The following is a 17967-nucleotide window of genomic DNA, read 5'->3' on the forward strand; positions in this document are numbered from 1 at the left end:
AAATATTGAGGCGGCGAGGCTTTCTGGAGTTAATGTGGATAGAAGGAGAATATTTGCTTACGTATTTAATTCCTTTTTGGCTGGAGTTACAGGAATAATCGTTGCTTCAAGATTAAGCCAGGGACAAGCAGGAGTGGGTAGTGGATACGAATTAAATGCTATAGCCGCCGCAGTAATTGGAGGAGCATCTCTTGCAGGAGGAGAGGGGACAATCCTGGGCGCTCTTATAGGAGCTACCATAATGAGCGTTATTTACGATGGGCTGATTCTTTTGGAGATTTCTTCTTACTGGCATGATGTGGTTATGGGTCTTGTTATTGTTGCAGCTGTAACAATAGATGTCTGGAGAAAGCGAAAGAGTAAGGTGGGGTGAGGCAAATGTTTAAGGGGGGTGATAAGATTTTAAGCATTTTCTGTTTTAGAACTAACATAAAAATACTTAAAAAGGAGGTTCAGTAAAATGAGGAAGCTTAAATTATCCTTAATTTTTGCTCTTTGTTTCCTGATTTTGTTTGTTTCTGCAGGGTATGCTGAAGAAATTCACGTAGCAGTCATTGGAAAATCTGTCCATCCTTACTGGGCAGAGGTAGAGCTGGGAGTAAAGAAAGCAGCTGAAGACCTGGGGGTGAAAGCGACATTCTTTGTACCTCAAAAGGAGGACATTCAGGCACAAATTTCTCAAATGGAATCATTTATAGCAATGGGAGTTGATGGGATAGCGATTGCTCCTTCTGATCCTACTGCTCTTGCTCCCACTATTGCAACAGCAATGAGCAAGGGGATACCGGTAATCACCCTGGATACCGATGCTCCCGAAAGTGAAAGGATAGCTTATATTGGAACTGACAACTACAGTGCTGGTAAATTGGCAGGGCAAGTGATGTCGCAACTCTTAGGACCTGAAGGGGGTAAGGTAGCCATAGGTACTGGTTCTCTCACTGCTATGAACTCCCTGGAGAGAATGAGAGGTTTTACGGATGGCATAGCTGACAATGAAAATATAGTGGTAGTGACAAAGCCTGCACTCTGTGACTTTGAAGATACAGGAAGAGCTGTAACTCTGGTAGAACAAGCGCTACTCACTTACCCGGACCTTAAAGGATTCTTCGGAGTTTATGCCATTAATGGTCCTGCTGCAGCAAAAGCTATTAAAACTGCAGGGAAAGTGGGAGAAGTGCTGGTGGTCTGTTTCGATACTACAGCAGAACACATGCAATTGATAAAAGAAGGTGCCATTGCAGCAACCATAGGACAGAGACCCTATATGATGGGTTATAAGAGTGTAGAGCTTCTGTCTAAGATGGTGGCAGATGGTGTAGATGCTGCCCTTGCAGAATTGCCTGAAGATAGAATAGTGGATACTGGAGTAGATGTTGTAGCCGCTGACGCCTATGTTGAGACCTTGCGGGTTTTAGAGGCAGATAGTGTAGAAGAGTATAGAGAAAAACTCATCGGCCTGGGAATTCCTGTAGAAGGCTGGTAAGAAACTGAGAGGGGGGGTTCCCCCCCTCTTTTATCAGGAGGGATTGGGAGGAGAATACATTTGGAACAAGAGTTACTATTGAAGATGGAGAAGATCTCCAAGGCATTTCCCGGGGTTCAGGCTCTTTCTGAGGTGGATTTGGAGGTTTATAAAGGAGAAATTTTAGCTTTAGTAGGGGAAAATGGAGCAGGCAAATCCACTCTTATGAAAATTTTAACCGGTGTTTTTAAGAAGGACGAGGGGAAAATTATATTTAAAGGTAAAGAAATTGAAGCAAGAAACCCCCACCACGCCCGGCAACTGGGTATATCTATGATTTATCAGGAATTTAGTCTTGTTCCTAATCTTGATATTGCTACTAATATATTTCTGGGGAATGAGCCTACCAGAAAATTTGACATTTTTGATTACGAGAGAGCAAAAACCGAAGCTGAAAGATTGTTGAAGATGGTGGGTTTAGGGGTTTCACCTGATGTTTTAGTGGAAGACCTTACGGTAGCTCAACAGCAAATAGTAGAACTAGCAAAAGCATTAGCTTCAGAATCAGAGCTAATTATTATGGATGAGCCCACTTCTGCCCTGTCAAAGGAAGAGTCAGAGAGGCTCTTTGGAATAATGAAAAAGTTAAAAGAAGAGGGAATATCTATAATATTCATAACTCACAGGTTAGAAGAGGTTTTCGCAGTTGCAGATAGAATAGTAGTATTGAGAGATGGCCGACGGGTAGGAGAGCTTTCTTGCGAAGAAACCAGGATAAGTGAAGTCATAAGATTGATGGTAGGAAGGGATGTAAGGGTTGTACCCAGAGTAGAGGTAAGCTCTGACGACGTTGTTTTAGAGGTTCGTAACCTTTCCCGCCTCCCTATGATTAAGGATGTGAGCTTTTCCCTTAAAAGGGGAGAGGTTTTAGGGATTGCTGGACTTGTAGGAGCGGGGAGAACGGAAATCATGAGAGCGCTTTTTGGAGCGGATCTTAAAACTTCTGGTGAGATATTTATAGAGGGAGAGAAAGTAGAAATACAATCCCCCAACGATGCAGTAAAGATGGGTATTGGGCTTGTTCCTGAGGATAGAAAATTTCAAGGCCTTATTCTTATTATGGCAGTATATGAAAATATTTCTCTTCCTAGTTTGCCCTTTATGTTTTCCAACGGTATTATTAACTTCGAGAAAGAGTATTCCCTGGCAGAGAGCCTTGTTGAAAGGCTTAGTATAAGAACTCCTAGTATTTTTCAAGCAGTTAATAATCTCTCAGGTGGAAACCAGCAGAAAGTGGTTTTAGCTAAATGGTTAGCTTTGAAGCCCAAAGTTTTGATATTGGATGAGCCCACGAGAGGAATAGACGTGGGGTCGAAAGCAGAGATTCACCATTTAATTGACGAATTGGCAAAGGAAGGTATTGGAGTTATTCTCATATCTTCGGAGCTTCCAGAGATTCTCGCTCTCTCTGATAGAATACTGGTAATTTCCAAAGGGAGAATAACCAAAGAGTTAAAGAGAGAAGAGGCAGATCAAGAAACAATAATGCAATATGCGATTATATAAAAAACCAGGGAGAATGTCCTCATTATAACTCCGAACTATAGGGGGGATGCGCCCCCTATCACTCCCTGAAAGGCAAAAATACAGAACTACCTATGGCGTAGAACAATAAAGGGGAGTACCCCTTTATGACCTCTAACTATAGAGGGAGGTTCCCTCTGGCCCCTTTTAAAGAGTTAAAAGAAAAAATACAAAAAGACATAAAAAAACAAAGACTACTGAGAGAAAAAACAGACAGCCTACGGCGTAAGCAAAAAAGAAAGAGACTGAAAACGCAGAGGAACAAAAACTAACGAGGGGATAAAATACCCTCATTAGATTCCCAATTAAGAATTTTGGGAACGACGGAGGAGGGGGGAAGCCTTAACGGGAGACTTCTTCACCTTCACCCTCTCCCTCCAGAGGGTTAGAGTGAAGGTGAAATAACTATGAGGGGGAATATTCCCCCTCATAACCCCCCCTGAAAAGACAAAAATACAAAAAGACAAAAGAGAAAGATAAAAAAATAACACGGAGGAAAAGATCTCCGTGTTGCCACCCCTGAGTGGGTTCTGTTGCTTCTCTTGTCTGTCATTCCTGAATGTTTCTATCAGGAATCCAAGAGTATTTAAAGATAATAGCAATATGGTAGAATTGAGTCATTTAATATAGAAGAGGGAGGAAAAGCTGTGGAAAAGGTAATTTTGGAAGATATTCCCTGGGAAGTAGAAGAAGGAAAACTTTTGAGAAAACTTCACTTAGAAGAGGGAAGTGAGGATGCCCAGAGAGTCAGAGAGTTGTTAAGAGAAGCTAAAAAAGTGAGCAGTCCCCGAGGAATGTATCGGGTGGCTTACATAGATAAAAAAGGGGAAAACAAAATTACCATTGAAGGGATAACTTTTTGTAGCAAGGTTTTGAGGACTAATCTGGAAGATGTTTATCGAGTTTTTCCTTTTGTGGCTACCTCAGGAAGGGAATTGGAGGAGTGGTCCAGTCGATTTGAGGATATGCTGGAAGCTTTTTGGGCGGCAGAAATAAAAGAATGGGCTTTGAGGCAAGCTATCTCTCATCTACTCGAGGATTTAAAAGAGAAGTTTCACCTGGAAAAAGTAGCAGCCATGAATCCTGGCTCCCTGCCTGATTGGCCCATGGAAGAACAAAGAAAGCTTTTCGCTTTGTTGGGTGACCCGGTAAAAGAAGTGGGAGTGGAGTTAACCGAGAGTTGTCTCATGATTCCGGTTAAATCTGTTTCAGGAATCTGGTTTCCTGCTAAAATAGATTTTGAAAATTGTCAGCTCTGTTCTCGGGAAAATTGCCCGGGAAGAAGAGCTCCTTATGATGAAAACCTGGCGAGAAAATATCAAGTAAGAGTCTAATTTTTCCCTGGAAAAATTTTTTAGAATCGTTTCTTGACAAATTTAGGTATTTAGGTATCATAATACCTGAAAGGAGAAAAAAATGCATCTGGTTCAAATTTCAGAAGCAGCTTCCTTGGCCATTCACAGCATGGCTCTTTTAATCCAGAATAGAGGGGGCTTTCTCACTGTCAAAGACATGGCTCAAGAATGCGAGGCCTCAGAAGCCCATTTAGCTAAAGTAATGCAAAAATTAGCTAAAGCGAGATTGGTGACTGCTACCCGAGGTCCTCAGGGTGGATATACTTTAACAAAAGAGGGAGAAGAGGCTAGTCTCTTAACTATTTATGAAGCGGTGGAAGGGGCTATTATGCCTCGTGAGTGTCTGCTTAAAAGCAAGATTTGTCTTTTTTCTACCTGTATTTTTGGGGGAGTAATAGAAAAGGCAGAACGAGAAATAAAAGAATATTTTGCCAGTAAAAAATTGAAAGATTTAGTTAAGTAGAAACTTAAAATCGTAAGGAGGTGCTTTACATGTTCTGTTATCAATGTGAGCAAACTGCGGGAGGAACGGGATGTACTAATTTTGGAGTGTGTGGTAAAGATCCAGAAACTGCAGCTTTGCAAGACCTTCTAATTTACGCTACTCAAGGGATTTCTATGTATGCTAAAAGAGCGCAAGACTTAGGAAGTCGAGACCGGGAAGTTGATGTTTTTGTCCTGGAAGCTCTTTTTACTACTGTTACCAATGTGGATTTTGATCCGAAAAGATTGGAGGGATTAATTCATAAAGCTTATCAAATGAAAGAGAAAGCCAGGAATATGTATCTTGCTGCCTGCGCTCAAGAGGGAATTTCACCGGAAGAGCTTTCTGGACCTGCTGCCTGGATTCCCGCTTCTAATTTTGGTGAGCTGGTAAAACAAGGGGAAGAAGTAACTCTGGAAAAGGATATAGAGCGATGGGGAGAATCGGTAGCCGGAGCTAAACATTTAATTATTTATGGACTTAAAGGTATGGCAGCCTATGCTGATCATGCGCAAATTTTAGGAGTAGAAGATGAGGAAATATATACTTTTTTCCACCGCACCCTTGATTATTTAGCCAGTGACAATTTCACTCTGGATGAGCTTCTCTCTCGTGCTTTGCAGGTGGGAGAATATAATTTGAAAGTGATGGCTCTTCTGGATGAGGCCCATACTTCTACCTATGGTCATCCTGTACCCACTCCGGTGAGAATAACTCCTGTGATAGGTAAAGCCATTCTGATCTCCGGGCATGACTTGAAGGATTTAGAAGAACTCCTCAAACAAACTGAGGGTAGGGGTATCAATATTTATACTCATGGGGAGATGCTTCCTGCTCATGGTTATCCAGGTCTCAAAAAATATCCTCATTTAGTGGGAAATTATGGTGGTGCCTGGCAGAATCAACAAAAAGAATTCGATGTTTTCCCCGGAGCTATACTGATGACTACCAATTGTATTCAAAAACCCAGGGAAAGCTATAAAGATAGAATTTTTACCAGTGGTTTGGTAGCCTGGCCGGGGGTACATCATATAAGTAATCGGGATTTCAGTCCAGTAATTGAAGCTGCTCTGAGGGAAAGGGGTTTCTCTGAGAGTGAAGAAGAGAAAAACATAATGGTAGGGTTTGCCCGTAATGCAGTTCTTGGAGTAGCAGATAAAGTGATTAAAGGAGTAAAAGAAGGCAATATTCGCCATTTCTTTTTGATTGGAGGATGTGATGGGGCAAAACCAGGGAGAAATTACTACACTCAATTTGCCCAGATGGTCCCTTCAGACTGCCTCATCCTCACCCTGGCCTGTGGTAAATATCGCTTCAATAAATTAGAATTTGGAGAAATTGATGGTATTCCTCGACTCCTTGATGTGGGGCAGTGTAATGATGCTTATTCTGCCATTCAGATTGCCCGAGCTTTAGCTGATGCTTTCCAAACCGATGTTAACTCTCTTCCACTTTCTATGATTATTTCCTGGTATGAGCAAAAGGCAGTCGCTATTTTACTCACTCTTCTTCATCTGGGAATAAAAAATATACGCTTAGGGCCAAGTATGCCTGCTTTTGTAAAAGACCCGGTTTATCAAGTACTCGAAGAACAATTTAATCTTATTCCTATTACCACGCCAGAAGAAGATTTGAGAGCCATATTAGGATAAAAAACACCGGGGGATTTTTCCTTCCCCGGTGTTTTATTATAGGTGGGCACATGGTGCTATGATACCCTCTTTGCAAAGTCTAATCTTTGAGTGTCTCTACTGTCTTTGCTTTCACATTATGCTGAATACTTTAATTGTAAGATGACTAAATTATTCTTTGCACATAACTTTCTAATTTATTTTGGTCTATTAGTCCGATATGGTCTACCTCAATATATCCTTCCCGGTCAATAAAGAAAAGGTGGGGGACGGGGTAAACCCCGTAGCTATCGGCCGCTTCTTCTTGGGAGTCAAGAAGAACAGGATATTCTACTCCGTAAGTGTCTATATAATTTTGCACCTCATCTTGAGGCTCACCTATTGCAATTCCTGCCACTAAAAGTCCGTGAGTATTTTTATATTCTTGATAAATAGCGTTGAGGTAAGGTACTTCCATCCGGCAGTAATAACATCCAGTTGTGAAAAAGCAAAGTACTACTGGTTGCCCTTCTTTTTCACTCAAAGTAAAGAGGTTTCCTTCCATGTCCGGGAGAGTAAAATCTGGTGCTTTCTCGGGGGGAGTCGGTGTTGGTACGCAGCCGTAAAGCAAAAAAGCGCTACTCAGTCCTAAAATTAATAAAATGAACCAATTTTGAGGCTTCAAACTTTTTTTTATCTTATGCAACCGGGACACTCCTCTCTCTTTTCTCTTTTTTGAGGTTCAGGCGAAGACCACAATCCTACTTTTTGCTCCTGTGCTTCTTCTTGAGCAGAAATTAAATAACCCAGCATGTTTTCTCCTGCTGTTTTTTCGTCTAATTCTACCAACCCTTCCCTTAGAAGTTCAGCATTAACTATTTTCCACTCATCTCCTTCCGGTATATAAAGATACCCCACCCATACTTCCTCTTCCTCGCTGTAGCCTAAAGCAAAATCAAACTTTAAGTCCTGATTTAAAGTTAGCTCTTTCACTCTTTTTAGCGCTTTTTTATAGATTTCAGCTCGCCCTATTGGAGACTTGATTCCTGCTAACTTTATCGAAACTTCCTTTCCCTCATCGGGGGAGATGACTTCTGCTTTTAGATAGTGGGGGCGTGTACACTTTATTACTCTAACTGATAAAAGCTCTTCCTGAGTATATCCCTTTCCGGGGAAGAAAGAAAGGAAACATAATACTGATATTAAGATAATCCACCATTTCCGCACTTTTTCACCTCCTCTTGAGTATACGACTTCTTAAATTATATAGTTTCAATTATAGTTAACCGCAAAACCATTGCAATATTCTTTTCTACAGTAATACATTCTTTCTGAACTGTCATTGGGGCTCGTCTTTTCGTCTATGTGGTAATTTCCTGAACGGTTTATCGCAAGTCGGGAGAGACACTTTTTATCTCTCAACACCATGATATTTTTTCAGCGTTATTATTCAGCCTTTCTATATTGTCCTTTTCGAGGAGTTATAGGGGAGGTTTTCCTATTGTTCTTTTTTTGTCAGGCCCGAAATCTTTAATCGGAAATCTACCGAGGGGTATTTTATCCTCTCATTAGTTTTTGTTCTTCTGCGTTTTCAGTTTCTTTCTTTTTTGCTTACGCCGTAGGCTGTCTGTTTTTTTCTCTCTTCCGGGAGTCAGCCATATGGGATTTCACTCCCTTATAGTTCTCTTCTACGCTGTGGGCTGCTTTTTCTAAACTTTTATTATGTAGAGGAGTTATGATTTCCCTTCTAAAAAACCATTTTCTTCTTTTTCTATTGTTACCTCTACTATTTCTCCCTCTTCGGGGTTTCCTCTAAATCTAACTGGTATATAATTTTCAGAATACCCTGAGCCCATCCCATCCTGTACTGATTCTACTAAGACTTTCAGCTTTTCACCCAGGGAAAGGCGGTGATAATTTTTTTGAGTTTCCCTGGCCACTTCCCGGAGAATTTTTTCTCGGTTTTTTTTCTCTTTTTTGGGGATTCCCTTTTCTTTTTCCCAGAGGAAAGCTGGCGTTCCCGGGCGAGGAGAAAACACAAAAATGTGAGTTCGAGAAAAGCCTACTTCTTGAGAAAAGCTGATGGTGTTTTCAAAATCCTCTTTTTCTTCTCCGGGAAATCCCACTATGATATCAGTGGAAATGGCGACTGCAGGACAGTAGCTGCGCAGCAGAGAAACAAGATCTCGATAATAAGCAGTGTCGTAGCCTCTCCTCATGCTTTTCAAAACTCGGTCGCTACCACTCTGCAGAGGAAGGTGAAAATGAGGACAAACTCTATCTTGCAGTGAAAAGTAACGCTTAATGAATTCTTCATCCAGCAGGAATGGCTCAAAAGAGCTCAACCGAAAACGCACCAGAGTGGTATTGTCCACCAACTCTTCTAAAAGGTTGATGAGCTCCTTTTCTCCTCTATTTTTTCCGTAATAGCCTAAATTCACTCCACAAAGGACTATTTCTCTTATTCCTCTTCTCTCAAGTGCTTGAGCTTGCCTTATAATTTTTTCTTTTTTCTCGCTTTTTATATTGCCTCGAAGGTGGGGAATTAAGCAATAGCTGCAGAAATGATCGCAACCATCTTCTATCTTGAGCCAGACACGAGCTCGAGAGGGGAGGGGGTATTCAGCAAGAGTAAACTTTTTCCCCCACCATTTTCCCACTAAATTTAAAATTTCTTTTTCTTTGGGAAAATCGGGTAACAAAAAAACCGGCTCCTCAAATGGATTTTTCTCCTCCTGAGAGATCAGGCGGGCATAACAGCCGGTCAATATTACTCGAGGGGCAAGGTTATTTCGCAAGACTCTGTTTACCAGTTGTCGAGTTTTGTTTTCTGCTTCTCTGGTCACTGCACAACTGTTCACTATATACAGGTCAGCTTTCTCTCCAAAATTTACCACTTCTATTCCTTCCTGGGAAAAAGTGGTGGTTAATATATCGCTTTCCACCTGATTTACTTTACATCCTAAAGTCTTTATCGCTACTTTCATGTGTCCTCCAGAAAAGAAGTTACTACTGAGGCAGAAAAAAGGCTGGCTGTTTCACTCCGCAAAATTTTTTTACTTAACTTTATACGTTTCCCCTGGGCTTTTTTTAAAATTTCTTCTCTTTCTTCTCTGGTCAAGTCACCTTCTGGTCCTATCACTATTTGAAAACTCCTCTCTTTTCTCTCCTGGAGAAAAGACCAGAGAGCTTCATTTCCTTCCGGGTCGGCTAAAATCACTGTTCCAGGAGAATTGCTAAGGGAAAATATAAAATCTTCCCATTGCTCTAAAAATATCAAATCAGGGAAAATTGTTCTCCCTGATTGTTTGCAGGCACTCAGAACGATTTTCTCCCATCTTTCCATTTTTTCTGGAGGGATAGTGCTTTTAAGTGAACGATGGGAGGAGAAAAAACCTATCTGTGATACTCCTATCTCGGTCAATTTTTCTACTACCCAGTCCATCCGGGAGGGACTTTTCAAAACGGCTTGCCACACCACAAGATCAAAACTCCGCTTTTCTTCCCCTACTTTTTCTTCCACTCTTATCTGGGCTCTCCCTCTTTTTTCTCCCTCATAAATTCCCCGAAATAAGTTTCCTTTTCCATCGGACAGGAAGACAGAAGAACCAGGTTTTATTCTTTCTACTAAAAGATGATGGCTCTCCTCTGGAGAGAGTAAAATTACTTCATTGGTTACCAAAGGAGAGTAAAAGAGGAAACGACTCATTATTACTCAGGGCGATTAAAAGCCTCCTTTAAGCGCTCAAATACTCCGCTTTGTTTGCGATTGTCACCGTTTCCTTCGAGGCTGTTTTCTACTCGCTCTAGTTCCATAAGCTTTTCCAGAGCCTGTCGGTGCTCCAGAGTTAACCGACGAGGCATACGGAGTTTGACTCTGATTATTTGATCTCCCCGGCTACCAATCCGGGGGTCAGGTAATCCCTTACCCCGCAGACGCAATGAAGCTCCGCTTTCAGTTCCAGCAGGAATACGGATCTTTTCTGTGCCTCGCAAGGTGGGTATTTCTACTTCATCGCCCAGAACCAATTGAGGATAACTCAGCTCCAGATCATAATAGAGGTCTGAGCCTTTTCTCTCCAGAACTGGATGAGGTTTGACCTTAATGTGAACATATAAGTCACCCGGTGGTCCTCCATTTTCTCCCGCTTCTCCCTCTCCAGCCACACGCAAGCGGTAACCGCTATCCACTCCAGCGGGGATCTTGATTTTAATTTTTCTCTCCTTTTTGAGCTTACCGCTTCCTCGACAAGACGAACAAAGGTCTTCTGCTATCCATCCCCGACCCTGACAATAAGAGCAAGGTCGAGAGGTAACCACCGAACCGAACAAGGAAGTTTGGGTATGACGAACTTCTCCTTTTCCCTGGCAATGAGGACAGGCAACTTTTTTCTTTCCTCCTATTCCCTGGCAATCGGAACAAATCTCTGTCCGGGAGAAAGAAATCTCCTTTTCCACTCCTCGAGCTGCTTCTTCAAATTCTAAGGTAATTTCTATTTTTATGTCCTGCCCTTTCGTTGCTTTGGGGCGGCGCTCTCTACGATACTGAGTTCCTCCACCAAAGAAGAAGTCAAAAATATCGCCAAAGTTAGAAAAATCAGCAAAGGGGTCAAAATCTGCTCCAAATCCCCCATAGTTTCCCTGATTAGCTCCTTCAAAAGCAGAGTGGCCAAAACGGTCGTAAGTAGCTCTCTTTTGCTCATCAGATAACACCTGATAAGCTTCGTTAATCTCTTTAAATTTTTCTGCCGCGTTGCTATCTCCTTGATTGACATCAGGGTGATATTGACGAGCCAGGCGACGGTAGGCTCTTTTTATATCTTCTGAGGTAGCGTTTCTGCTTACTCCCAAGACTTCGTAATAATCTCGTTTCATAGCTTTTCACCTTTTTTAAATTCGCTCCCTATTATACTACAAATCATAGTTAACCACAAAGAACGCTGTAATGTTCCCTTCTATGGAAAATTTTTTCAAGGAGAGAGCTATGAGGGTTCCCGCTGTAGTACGGGAATATATTTTCCCGGCGCAATTATTTTAGTTTTTTCTCATTTTTTTGTTTTTTTATTTTAATCTCACGCTGTAAGTTGTTTTGCGCTATAATTTGGTAGTTTTTCTTAACATAATTTCAAACCTATTGTATAATTCAATAAATGAAGATTTTAGCCGTAAGCGATCGGATAGACCCCCGAGTTTATAGTGATTTTTGCCAGGAAAGGTTTAAAGACGTAGAGTGCGTCATTTCCTGCGGAGACCTTCCTGAGCACTATCTTGACTTCATAGTTACCAATCTCAACGTTCCCCTCTTTTTTGTCCATGGAAATCACGACCCCTCGGGGGGAAAGAGGATATTGGCCGGAGGGACAAATTTAGATGAAAAAGTGATTACTTACCAGGGAATAATTATCGCTGGGTTAGAGGGCTCCTACTGGTACAATGGAGGCATCCATCAATACACCGAAAGAGAGATGTATTTTAAATACCTGCGGTTACTTCCCTCACTCCGGTGGTGTAAAATCCGCTATGGAAGGTTTTTAGATATTCTGGTAACCCATGCTCCTCCCCAGGGGGTTCATGAGGGAAGCGATCTCGCTCATCGGGGTTTTTCCACCTTTACCCATATCATCAAAAAATATCAACCCCGTTACCACCTCCATGGCCACGTTCACATCTATGACCACAATCAAAGTCGAGAAGACCAGCTTTTTAATACCCGGGTTGTCAACTGCTACAACTATTGCATAATCGAGATAGATCCTTCTGAACTTTCCCCTAAGACCAGAGTAGCACTCTGAAGCTAAAAGCCAGTATTTGTCTCCAGAATTGTGGCATTTTTAATCATGGCCAGAGAGACCTCGTCATCTGGTTTAGTGGTGTATATTTTGCAGAACACATAAATCATGTGAAGGTTAAGGTCTCGTGAATATAATATACCGGTATTCACAGATTGGAGAGGAATGGAAGTTGTTTTTCATACTTTGGTGCTTCAGAATCTATCATCAAAATCTTTCTCCCTTTGCTCTGGACCAAGAAATTACTGCGAAGGGGGGAAAAAGGGGAGAAATCGCTATAAAAGCCTATGACAAGTCAGTTACCAGTTGCTTTCGAGCCTCGAGAGCTTAACTAAAGGCTTTTTCTGAATGAGGTTCTGGTTATAAACAATGCTGAAACTGAACAGAGAGAGATTTAAAAGCTAATATAACAGAGGAAAATAAAAATATTCTAAAAAGGGATGTGACGCTCCTCAGTGGGCTTTGTTTTTATATTTTCTGCCTTTTGTTTTTGTCCTTTTTTCAGGGGTTTATAGGGGTCTACCCCTACGATCGGGGTTATAAAGGGGAAAGTTCAAGACCTATAAAGATAAACATGTATCTTGAGTATAAGAAGGAATTATGTTCTGTAGAAGGCATGATTTTTCAAATAGCCTTAACGATTCATTGACAGAGAAAAGCATAAAATATAAAATAGTAGCAAGTAAATCAGGATTTTGGGCATGCGCCCGTAGCTCAATCGGATAGAGCGACGGCCTCCGGAGCCGTAGGCTGGAGGTTCAAATCCTCTCGGGCGCGCCAGCCTTCACAGAGCTATTTTCGCCTTCTCTACTCTCTCTAAAAACCCCTGAGTCCAGTGACTATAAAATCCACTCCCAGAAAGAGGCGATTTCTGTGGGGCAAGTAGTAAAACTTCCTCAACTCGAAAGCTGGAAAATTTCTTGGAGCTATTTCTGTTTGAAAAGAAGGCTGAAGGTAAAGCTCCGAGAACTATCCACAATTATAAGTTTCATGTCTCAAGCTTTTTTAAACGCTTTGCGCTTAGAAAAAGAGCTTAGAGCTTCCATCCTCAAGTATTTCTCCGATGATATTAAACCTGCTACTTTTAATTTTTGCCGAAAATACCTTAAAGCTTTCTTTGATTTTTTAGTGAGGGAAAACGTTATTGAGAAAAATCCGGTAGCCTTTATTTTGCTTAGTTTCTCCTTAATCTGCTTTTCTTTTTTCATGGCGTATTCTCCTTTTAGAAATTAAGGTGATATTTTTTCTTTGAAATTTCACCCCAGTATTGCCGCCTGTTTTTGTTTTCATTTGGCCATACGCAACTTTTGATTATAACTCCTCAGCAGAAGAAGAGAGGTTAAGTTTCCCTTTCCGGGGAAAGTGTTTATTGAGATGCTAAAGCGGATTTTCAGGGTCTGAGGAGCATAGAGTTTGCTGGAGAAAGATGTTTCTCCCGTTCACACCATTAAAGAAAATGTTTTTGCATATATTGGCACAGGACTCTTTATCCCGTAGTTCTGGAATTATTAATTGGTTAGGGAGATAGAACCTGACTTTCTTTAGAAGTCATCGGCTTTTTATTCTGGAAAAGATGAAAACCAGCGTAAAGAGCATAAACATATAGAAGAAGGTTAGATAGAGAAATGGCTAAAACATAAGGGCTATACCGGGACAGGTGGAAAACATTATACCAGCTATAAAGGAGCACTAACCCCACGTTTAGGAAATGGGTTATGCTAAACCCTGAATAAGTGAGCAAAATCCGGCGATGGGGAAAATAAACAAAAACGAGAAGAGCCAGAATCAGAGCCGGGTATAGATAGCGCTCGTGCATTTTAGAACTAAACATAAAAATAGAACTGATGAGGAAAAAACTTAAAGGATAGATTTTATAGGGGTTTTTCCACCGGAAAAATAAAAAAGCCCCAGTTCCTGATATAGTTAAGAGAAAGATATAGCCCCAGGTTTTATAGTTGAGAAAAAGAAAAGGATGAGTTTCCTCTACCCAGTTCCCTCCGGTTAGAGCAAAAAAGTTAAAAGCATTGAGTGAAGCATAAGGATAAGAAGAAATAGTTCCCTGGTATTTCTGAATCAGCCAGTAGATTCCATTTCCCCAGGAGAAAGGAAGAATCACCAAGAAAAGTACCACCAATCCAGAAACTACACCCTTAAAGAAGGTTTTCCAGTTTTTATTTTCTAAAAGCGCGAAGAGTAAAATAGGGAAAAAGAAAAGGGCTTGAGGCTTTACGAGGAGAGCATATACCATAGTAGATGAGGCAAGGGGAAAACGTTTTTCCTCTATGAACCACAAAGAAAGAAGCACGAAGAAAGTAAAGAAAGAATCGACCTGTCCCCAGACAGCAGAATTGATAAGGATGGCAGGGTTAAAGAGATACAAAATCAAAAGGAGAGAAAGAGAAAAGTTAAGTTTGGCTTTTCGAGCAGCACAGAGGAGCAAATATCCGGTAGCCAGGTCGGTAATCAAAGAGGGTAATTTTACCAGGAGGAGGAAGAGAGGAGAATTGAAATCTAGATTAAATAGCAACCGAATTTTCCCGATAGGGTATAAAATTAAGATATAGCCTGGAGGGTAGTCGACGAACATATCGCTTGAGTAAAACCGAGAAAATCCTACTTTTGCTACCTGGTCTGCCCATCCTTTAAAACACCTTATATCGGTGACATATCCAGGAATAAAGGGAGCGAGTAAGAGGCGAGTCGCTAAGGCTAGCAAGAAAATAATGAGCAAAACAATAGATTGTTGCTGGTTTGTCTGGTTTTCCATTTTGTCCTCATCGAAAAATAAATAGCGCTTCATAAGATTATTTACGTTTTTATGGTATTTTACCATGCAATTCATAGTCAGCCATAGTTAACCGCAAAATCCATGGTAATGTTTCTTTTTATGCTTTATTCATTTTTTGTGCCAGGGCATTACTATGGCAATTTATTCCGGGGCGTCATCGTGAGGGTCGTATATTCCTTCCCGTGACAACCCTGGATTTTCTTACTATTTTTGCGGGAGAGATAAGGAGAGGAGTAAGCTGTTGCAAATAAGATTATTGTGGAAACTTCACCCTCACCCTAACTAAAAATGAGGGAAAGGAAAAGGAATCAAGGGAGAAGGAAAAATAGGAGGTCTCCCTTCAAGGGCTTCCACTTCCGTCGTGCCTGAAATCCTTAATCAGGCATCCACTGAGGAAGACGCATTTCCTTCCTCAGTAGTTTTTGTTTTTCATATTTGTCGTTTTTTTCAGGGGGTTATGAGGGGGCGGCGTCCCCTTATAGTACTTTCCTGTCATTCCCGAGCGCTTTAATCGGGAATCTAAAGGCCTTCGTCCTTAAATAATGTAGACTCCTGATAAATACATTCAGGAGTGACACCTAAAGGGTGATAAATACATTTAGGATGACGGACAGGAGAAGCGATAAAGGATTTACTCCTTATTGTAAATAACAGATTTTGCGGGATATTATGATTCGATTTTACCGGCTATGAGAGTTTACCGGCGGATTGAATTTAATGGTATAGATGAGATTATCATCCTCTATTTTAGTGCTAACGTTGTAAGCTACTTTTTCTGGAGTATAGATTTTTACTTCTATGGAGGGTCGATTAAAGTTTATGTTTTCTAAAGCGGCACCGTAAGGGAAATCCATCTGGAGTAGCTCCGGGTTTTTCACCGGTTCATCGGGTGATAATGCTCTCCATTCTACCTTTTTAATTAAATGGTGGTCAGGTTCAATAACCTGATTATCGTATTTCTTGGAGGTAACGCCATAAATGCGCATAGAAATGGAATCTCTTTGATAATCGACAATAGTTAGAGGTTTTTTGAACCCACCTGCCAATATCTGGTCAGGAGCAACTTTTAAGTTGAGAATTATATCTTCACCCTGCAAGGAGACTTTCTCGAGGAGAAGGCTCCAGGAGCTAACGGCTCCGAAAGCTACATCACGTTGCAAATACATCTGCGTGCGAGATAATTCCTTCTCTTCCAGATTGTAACGGAGAAGATAAGGGAAATCGTAGTCACCGGTATCGCCGCCTCCTTTAGCAATGAAAATGATCTCGTTGTCATCAATTTTTTCCACCCGGGCATTTTCTATAAAAGAAACAATCCAGTTTTTTTGTCCTGTATAGGTATTGCAGAGCCAATAATCATAGTCCCTATACCATACATTTTCTAATAGGATGTAGTTATCTCCTACTCTCCACAGCCTTTTTATTTCTCCTTTTGCATCAGGTGTTAGAGCAAATTCTTCTTCAGCCTGGTGAAGTATTTTCTCTAATTGAAGAAGCCAATTTTGGGTAGAAATTTCTACTGTTTTAGTTTCCTCGCCCCAGTGTACTTTAGCTCCCAGGGCTTCAGCTACCCATCTTGCGGGAACCATAACTCTCCCATTAATAATTTGGGGTAGAATATCAGTGTTTATCTCCTCGCCATTAACTGAAAGTTTAATAGGCTGGTTAGCTAAAGTTACTTGAGGAATAGAAAATACAATAATTGAGACTGCTATAAGAAGAGATATTACCAACATCAGTTTTGGTTTCAACATAAACTTCCTTCTCAGGGAAATAATAAGGAACTACTAACTTTACATTTTAGCTTCAGTCATTGAATCTTAACACTGGAAAGATTTCCAGTAAAGAGGAAAGTTGCCTCAATGTGCTTATTCTGCGATAATGTCACCCTGAAAATCAAAGGGTGGAGTGGCTAATCTTCAGGAAAAGTAGAAAAGAGGGGCTGTTAAGCTGTTCCACTTTTTACGTCAAGAATTACAAATAAAGTTCAGGAAAAAAGAGAACCGATAAAATTCCTCCATCTTTACAAAAAAGAGTTCTTTTTGTTTTTTTCCTTGATAAAATAGGTATAAAATAGGATAAGATAAGTCAAAGAGGTGGGGAGAATGGATAGAGTCATTTTATGAATCCAGAAAGAGTAAGGCATTATCTCGATTCTAAACTAGCAGAGGGAATATTTTGATGATTAAGAGAACCGGAAAAAGACGGAGCAGTAAGGCTGGAGAAAATTCTCACCCATTACGGGAAGGGTACAAGAAATTTTGGCTGAAGACCTTTCTCCCCGGGAGCGAGAAGAAGTGTTAGAATTTCTCTATCAGTGTTTGATGGGAAAAAGGATATTTGTTTTCAGTACTACTCCTCAATTTGGTAGGAAATGTCTGGAGAAGGATCCAGAAGGAGTGATAGTTACCAGTCACTACTCGGTGTCGGAGGGTAGACTGGCTCGGGTGGTAGCAGAGTACGTAGGGGGATGTGGAGCAGGTAGAGCTTATTGTGCTCTACAACCTGATGGGGTAATTACTCCTTGTGTGTTTATGCCTATTGCTTTAGGAAATATTATAGAACAACCTTTCTTCCAGATCTGGAGGGAGTCGCTGGTGTTAAAAGAACTTAGAGATAGAACCCTTTATTGGGGACATTGCGGAGAGTGTGATTATCAGCTGGTTTGTGGAGGATGTCGAGCTCGAGCTTATGCTTATTTTAAGGATTATTTAGCTCCTGATGCGGGTTGTAAGTTCAATCAAGAATTTTGGGAAGAGATAGAAAAAGAAGAGACTTATCTGGCAAATTTTTAATTTGATTGAAGAGGTGAAAGATGGATAACAGTTTTTACGTTACTACTCCTATTTACTATGTAAATGACGTTCCTCATATTGGTCATGCTTACACTACTTG

Annotated in this window: 17 protein-coding genes and 1 tRNA gene; 10 read left to right on the forward strand and 8 right to left on the reverse strand. The window is 40.9% G+C overall.

Annotated features, from left to right (window positions below):
- From GXZ17_RS09280 to hcp, 6 genes are all read left to right on the forward strand, one after another.
- The coding region (locus GXZ17_RS09280; protein ID WP_409377007.1) for an ABC transporter permease at window positions 1–373 on the forward strand (373 nt) is incomplete at its 5' end.
- An 87-nt stretch (window positions 374–460) separates the two neighbouring features.
- Window positions 461–1483, forward strand: coding sequence for a sugar-binding protein (locus GXZ17_RS09285; protein ID WP_409377008.1), 1023 nt, complete (start codon window positions 461–463; stop codon window positions 1481–1483).
- Window positions 1484–1567: 84 nt separating this feature from the next.
- Window positions 1568–3028: a sugar ABC transporter ATP-binding protein gene (locus GXZ17_RS09290; protein WP_409377022.1), complete on the forward strand. Its 1461-nt coding sequence runs from the start codon at window positions 1568–1570 to the stop codon at window positions 3026–3028.
- Window positions 3029–3693: 665 nt separating this feature from the next.
- The gene (locus GXZ17_RS09295; protein WP_409377009.1) at window positions 3694–4380 is read left to right on the forward strand and encodes a vitamin B12 dependent-methionine synthase activation domain-containing protein; all 687 of its coding nucleotides are present in this window, start codon (window positions 3694–3696) and stop codon (window positions 4378–4380) included.
- Window positions 4381–4462: 82 nt separating this feature from the next.
- On the forward strand, window positions 4463–4864 hold the full coding sequence (locus GXZ17_RS09300; RefSeq protein WP_409377010.1) for an RrF2 family transcriptional regulator: 402 nt from the start codon (window positions 4463–4465) through the stop codon (window positions 4862–4864).
- A 29-nt stretch (window positions 4865–4893) separates the two neighbouring features.
- Window positions 4894–6537: a hydroxylamine reductase gene (gene hcp, locus GXZ17_RS09305; protein ID WP_409377011.1), complete on the forward strand. Its 1644-nt coding sequence runs from the start codon at window positions 4894–4896 to the stop codon at window positions 6535–6537.
- A 145-nt stretch (window positions 6538–6682) separates the two neighbouring features.
- Here the strand turns inward: hcp and GXZ17_RS09310 are convergent, their stop codons facing one another.
- The 5 genes from GXZ17_RS09310 to dnaJ all read right to left on the reverse strand — a co-directional run bounded on the left by GXZ17_RS09310 (window position 6683) and on the right by dnaJ (window position 11370).
- Window positions 6683–7201 carry a TlpA family protein disulfide reductase gene (locus GXZ17_RS09310; protein WP_409377012.1) on the reverse strand — a complete coding sequence of 173 codons (519 nt, stop codon included), beginning with the start codon at window positions 7199–7201 and terminating at the stop codon, window positions 6683–6685.
- Window positions 7189–7722: a thermonuclease family protein gene (locus GXZ17_RS09315; RefSeq protein WP_409377013.1), complete on the reverse strand. Its 534-nt coding sequence runs from the start codon at window positions 7720–7722 to the stop codon at window positions 7189–7191. Before GXZ17_RS09315 ends, GXZ17_RS09310 begins: the two co-directional genes overlap by 13 nt.
- A 506-nt stretch (window positions 7723–8228) precedes the next feature.
- Window positions 8229–9482 (reverse strand): tRNA (N(6)-L-threonylcarbamoyladenosine(37)-C(2))-methylthiotransferase MtaB, encoded by a 1254-nt coding sequence (gene mtaB / locus GXZ17_RS09320; RefSeq protein WP_409377014.1) that lies wholly within the window; start codon window positions 9480–9482, stop codon window positions 8229–8231.
- Window positions 9479–10204, reverse strand: coding sequence for an RsmE family RNA methyltransferase (locus GXZ17_RS09325; protein WP_409377015.1), 726 nt, complete (start codon window positions 10202–10204; stop codon window positions 9479–9481). The genes mtaB and GXZ17_RS09325 overlap by 4 nt, the downstream gene beginning before the upstream one ends.
- 2 nt (window positions 10205–10206) lie before the next feature.
- Complete coding sequence (gene dnaJ / locus GXZ17_RS09330; protein WP_409377016.1) at window positions 10207–11370, reverse strand: molecular chaperone DnaJ; 1164 nt, start codon at window positions 11368–11370, stop codon at window positions 10207–10209.
- 275 nt (window positions 11371–11645) lie between these two features.
- Between dnaJ and GXZ17_RS09335 the strand changes: the two genes are divergently transcribed.
- The gene (locus GXZ17_RS09335) at window positions 11646–12287 is read left to right on the forward strand and encodes a metallophosphoesterase (RefSeq protein WP_409377017.1); all 642 of its coding nucleotides are present in this window, start codon (window positions 11646–11648) and stop codon (window positions 12285–12287) included.
- A gap of 700 nt (window positions 12288–12987) precedes the next feature.
- A tRNA-Arg gene (locus tag GXZ17_RS09340) sits at window positions 12988–13064 on the forward strand.
- A 215-nt stretch (window positions 13065–13279) separates the two neighbouring features.
- On the opposite strand, the gene GXZ17_RS09345 is transcribed toward GXZ17_RS09340, so the two are convergent.
- The 3 genes from GXZ17_RS09345 to GXZ17_RS09355 all read right to left on the reverse strand — a co-directional run bounded on the left by GXZ17_RS09345 (window position 13280) and on the right by GXZ17_RS09355 (window position 16826).
- Window positions 13280–13492, reverse strand: coding sequence for a hypothetical protein (locus tag GXZ17_RS09345; RefSeq protein WP_409377018.1), 213 nt, complete (start codon window positions 13490–13492; stop codon window positions 13280–13282).
- Window positions 13493–13800: 308 nt separating this feature from the next.
- Complete coding sequence (locus GXZ17_RS09350) at window positions 13801–15051, reverse strand: glycosyltransferase 87 family protein (RefSeq protein WP_409377019.1); 1251 nt, start codon at window positions 15049–15051, stop codon at window positions 13801–13803.
- A 701-nt stretch (window positions 15052–15752) separates the two neighbouring features.
- On the reverse strand, window positions 15753–16826 hold the full coding sequence (locus GXZ17_RS09355) for a copper amine oxidase N-terminal domain-containing protein (protein ID WP_409377020.1): 1074 nt from the start codon (window positions 16824–16826) through the stop codon (window positions 15753–15755).
- Window positions 16827–17333: 507 nt separating this feature from the next.
- Between GXZ17_RS09355 and GXZ17_RS09360 the strand changes: the two genes are divergently transcribed.
- Together GXZ17_RS09360 and GXZ17_RS09365 are read left to right on the forward strand one after the other, a co-directional pair.
- Window positions 17334–17867: an SPASM domain-containing protein gene (locus GXZ17_RS09360; protein ID WP_409377021.1), complete on the forward strand. Its 534-nt coding sequence runs from the start codon at window positions 17334–17336 to the stop codon at window positions 17865–17867.
- Window positions 17868–17887: 20 nt separating this feature from the next.
- Window positions 17888–17967, forward strand: an 80-nt coding sequence (locus GXZ17_RS09365; RefSeq protein ID WP_409377023.1) for a class I tRNA ligase family protein, incomplete at its 3' end; no start/stop codon positions are given.

Origin of the sequence: Candidatus Sordicultor fermentans (genome assembly GCF_012728195.1) — a bacterium.
GTDB lineage: Bacteria > Atribacterota > Atribacteria > Atribacterales > Caldatribacteriaceae > Sordicultor > Sordicultor fermentans.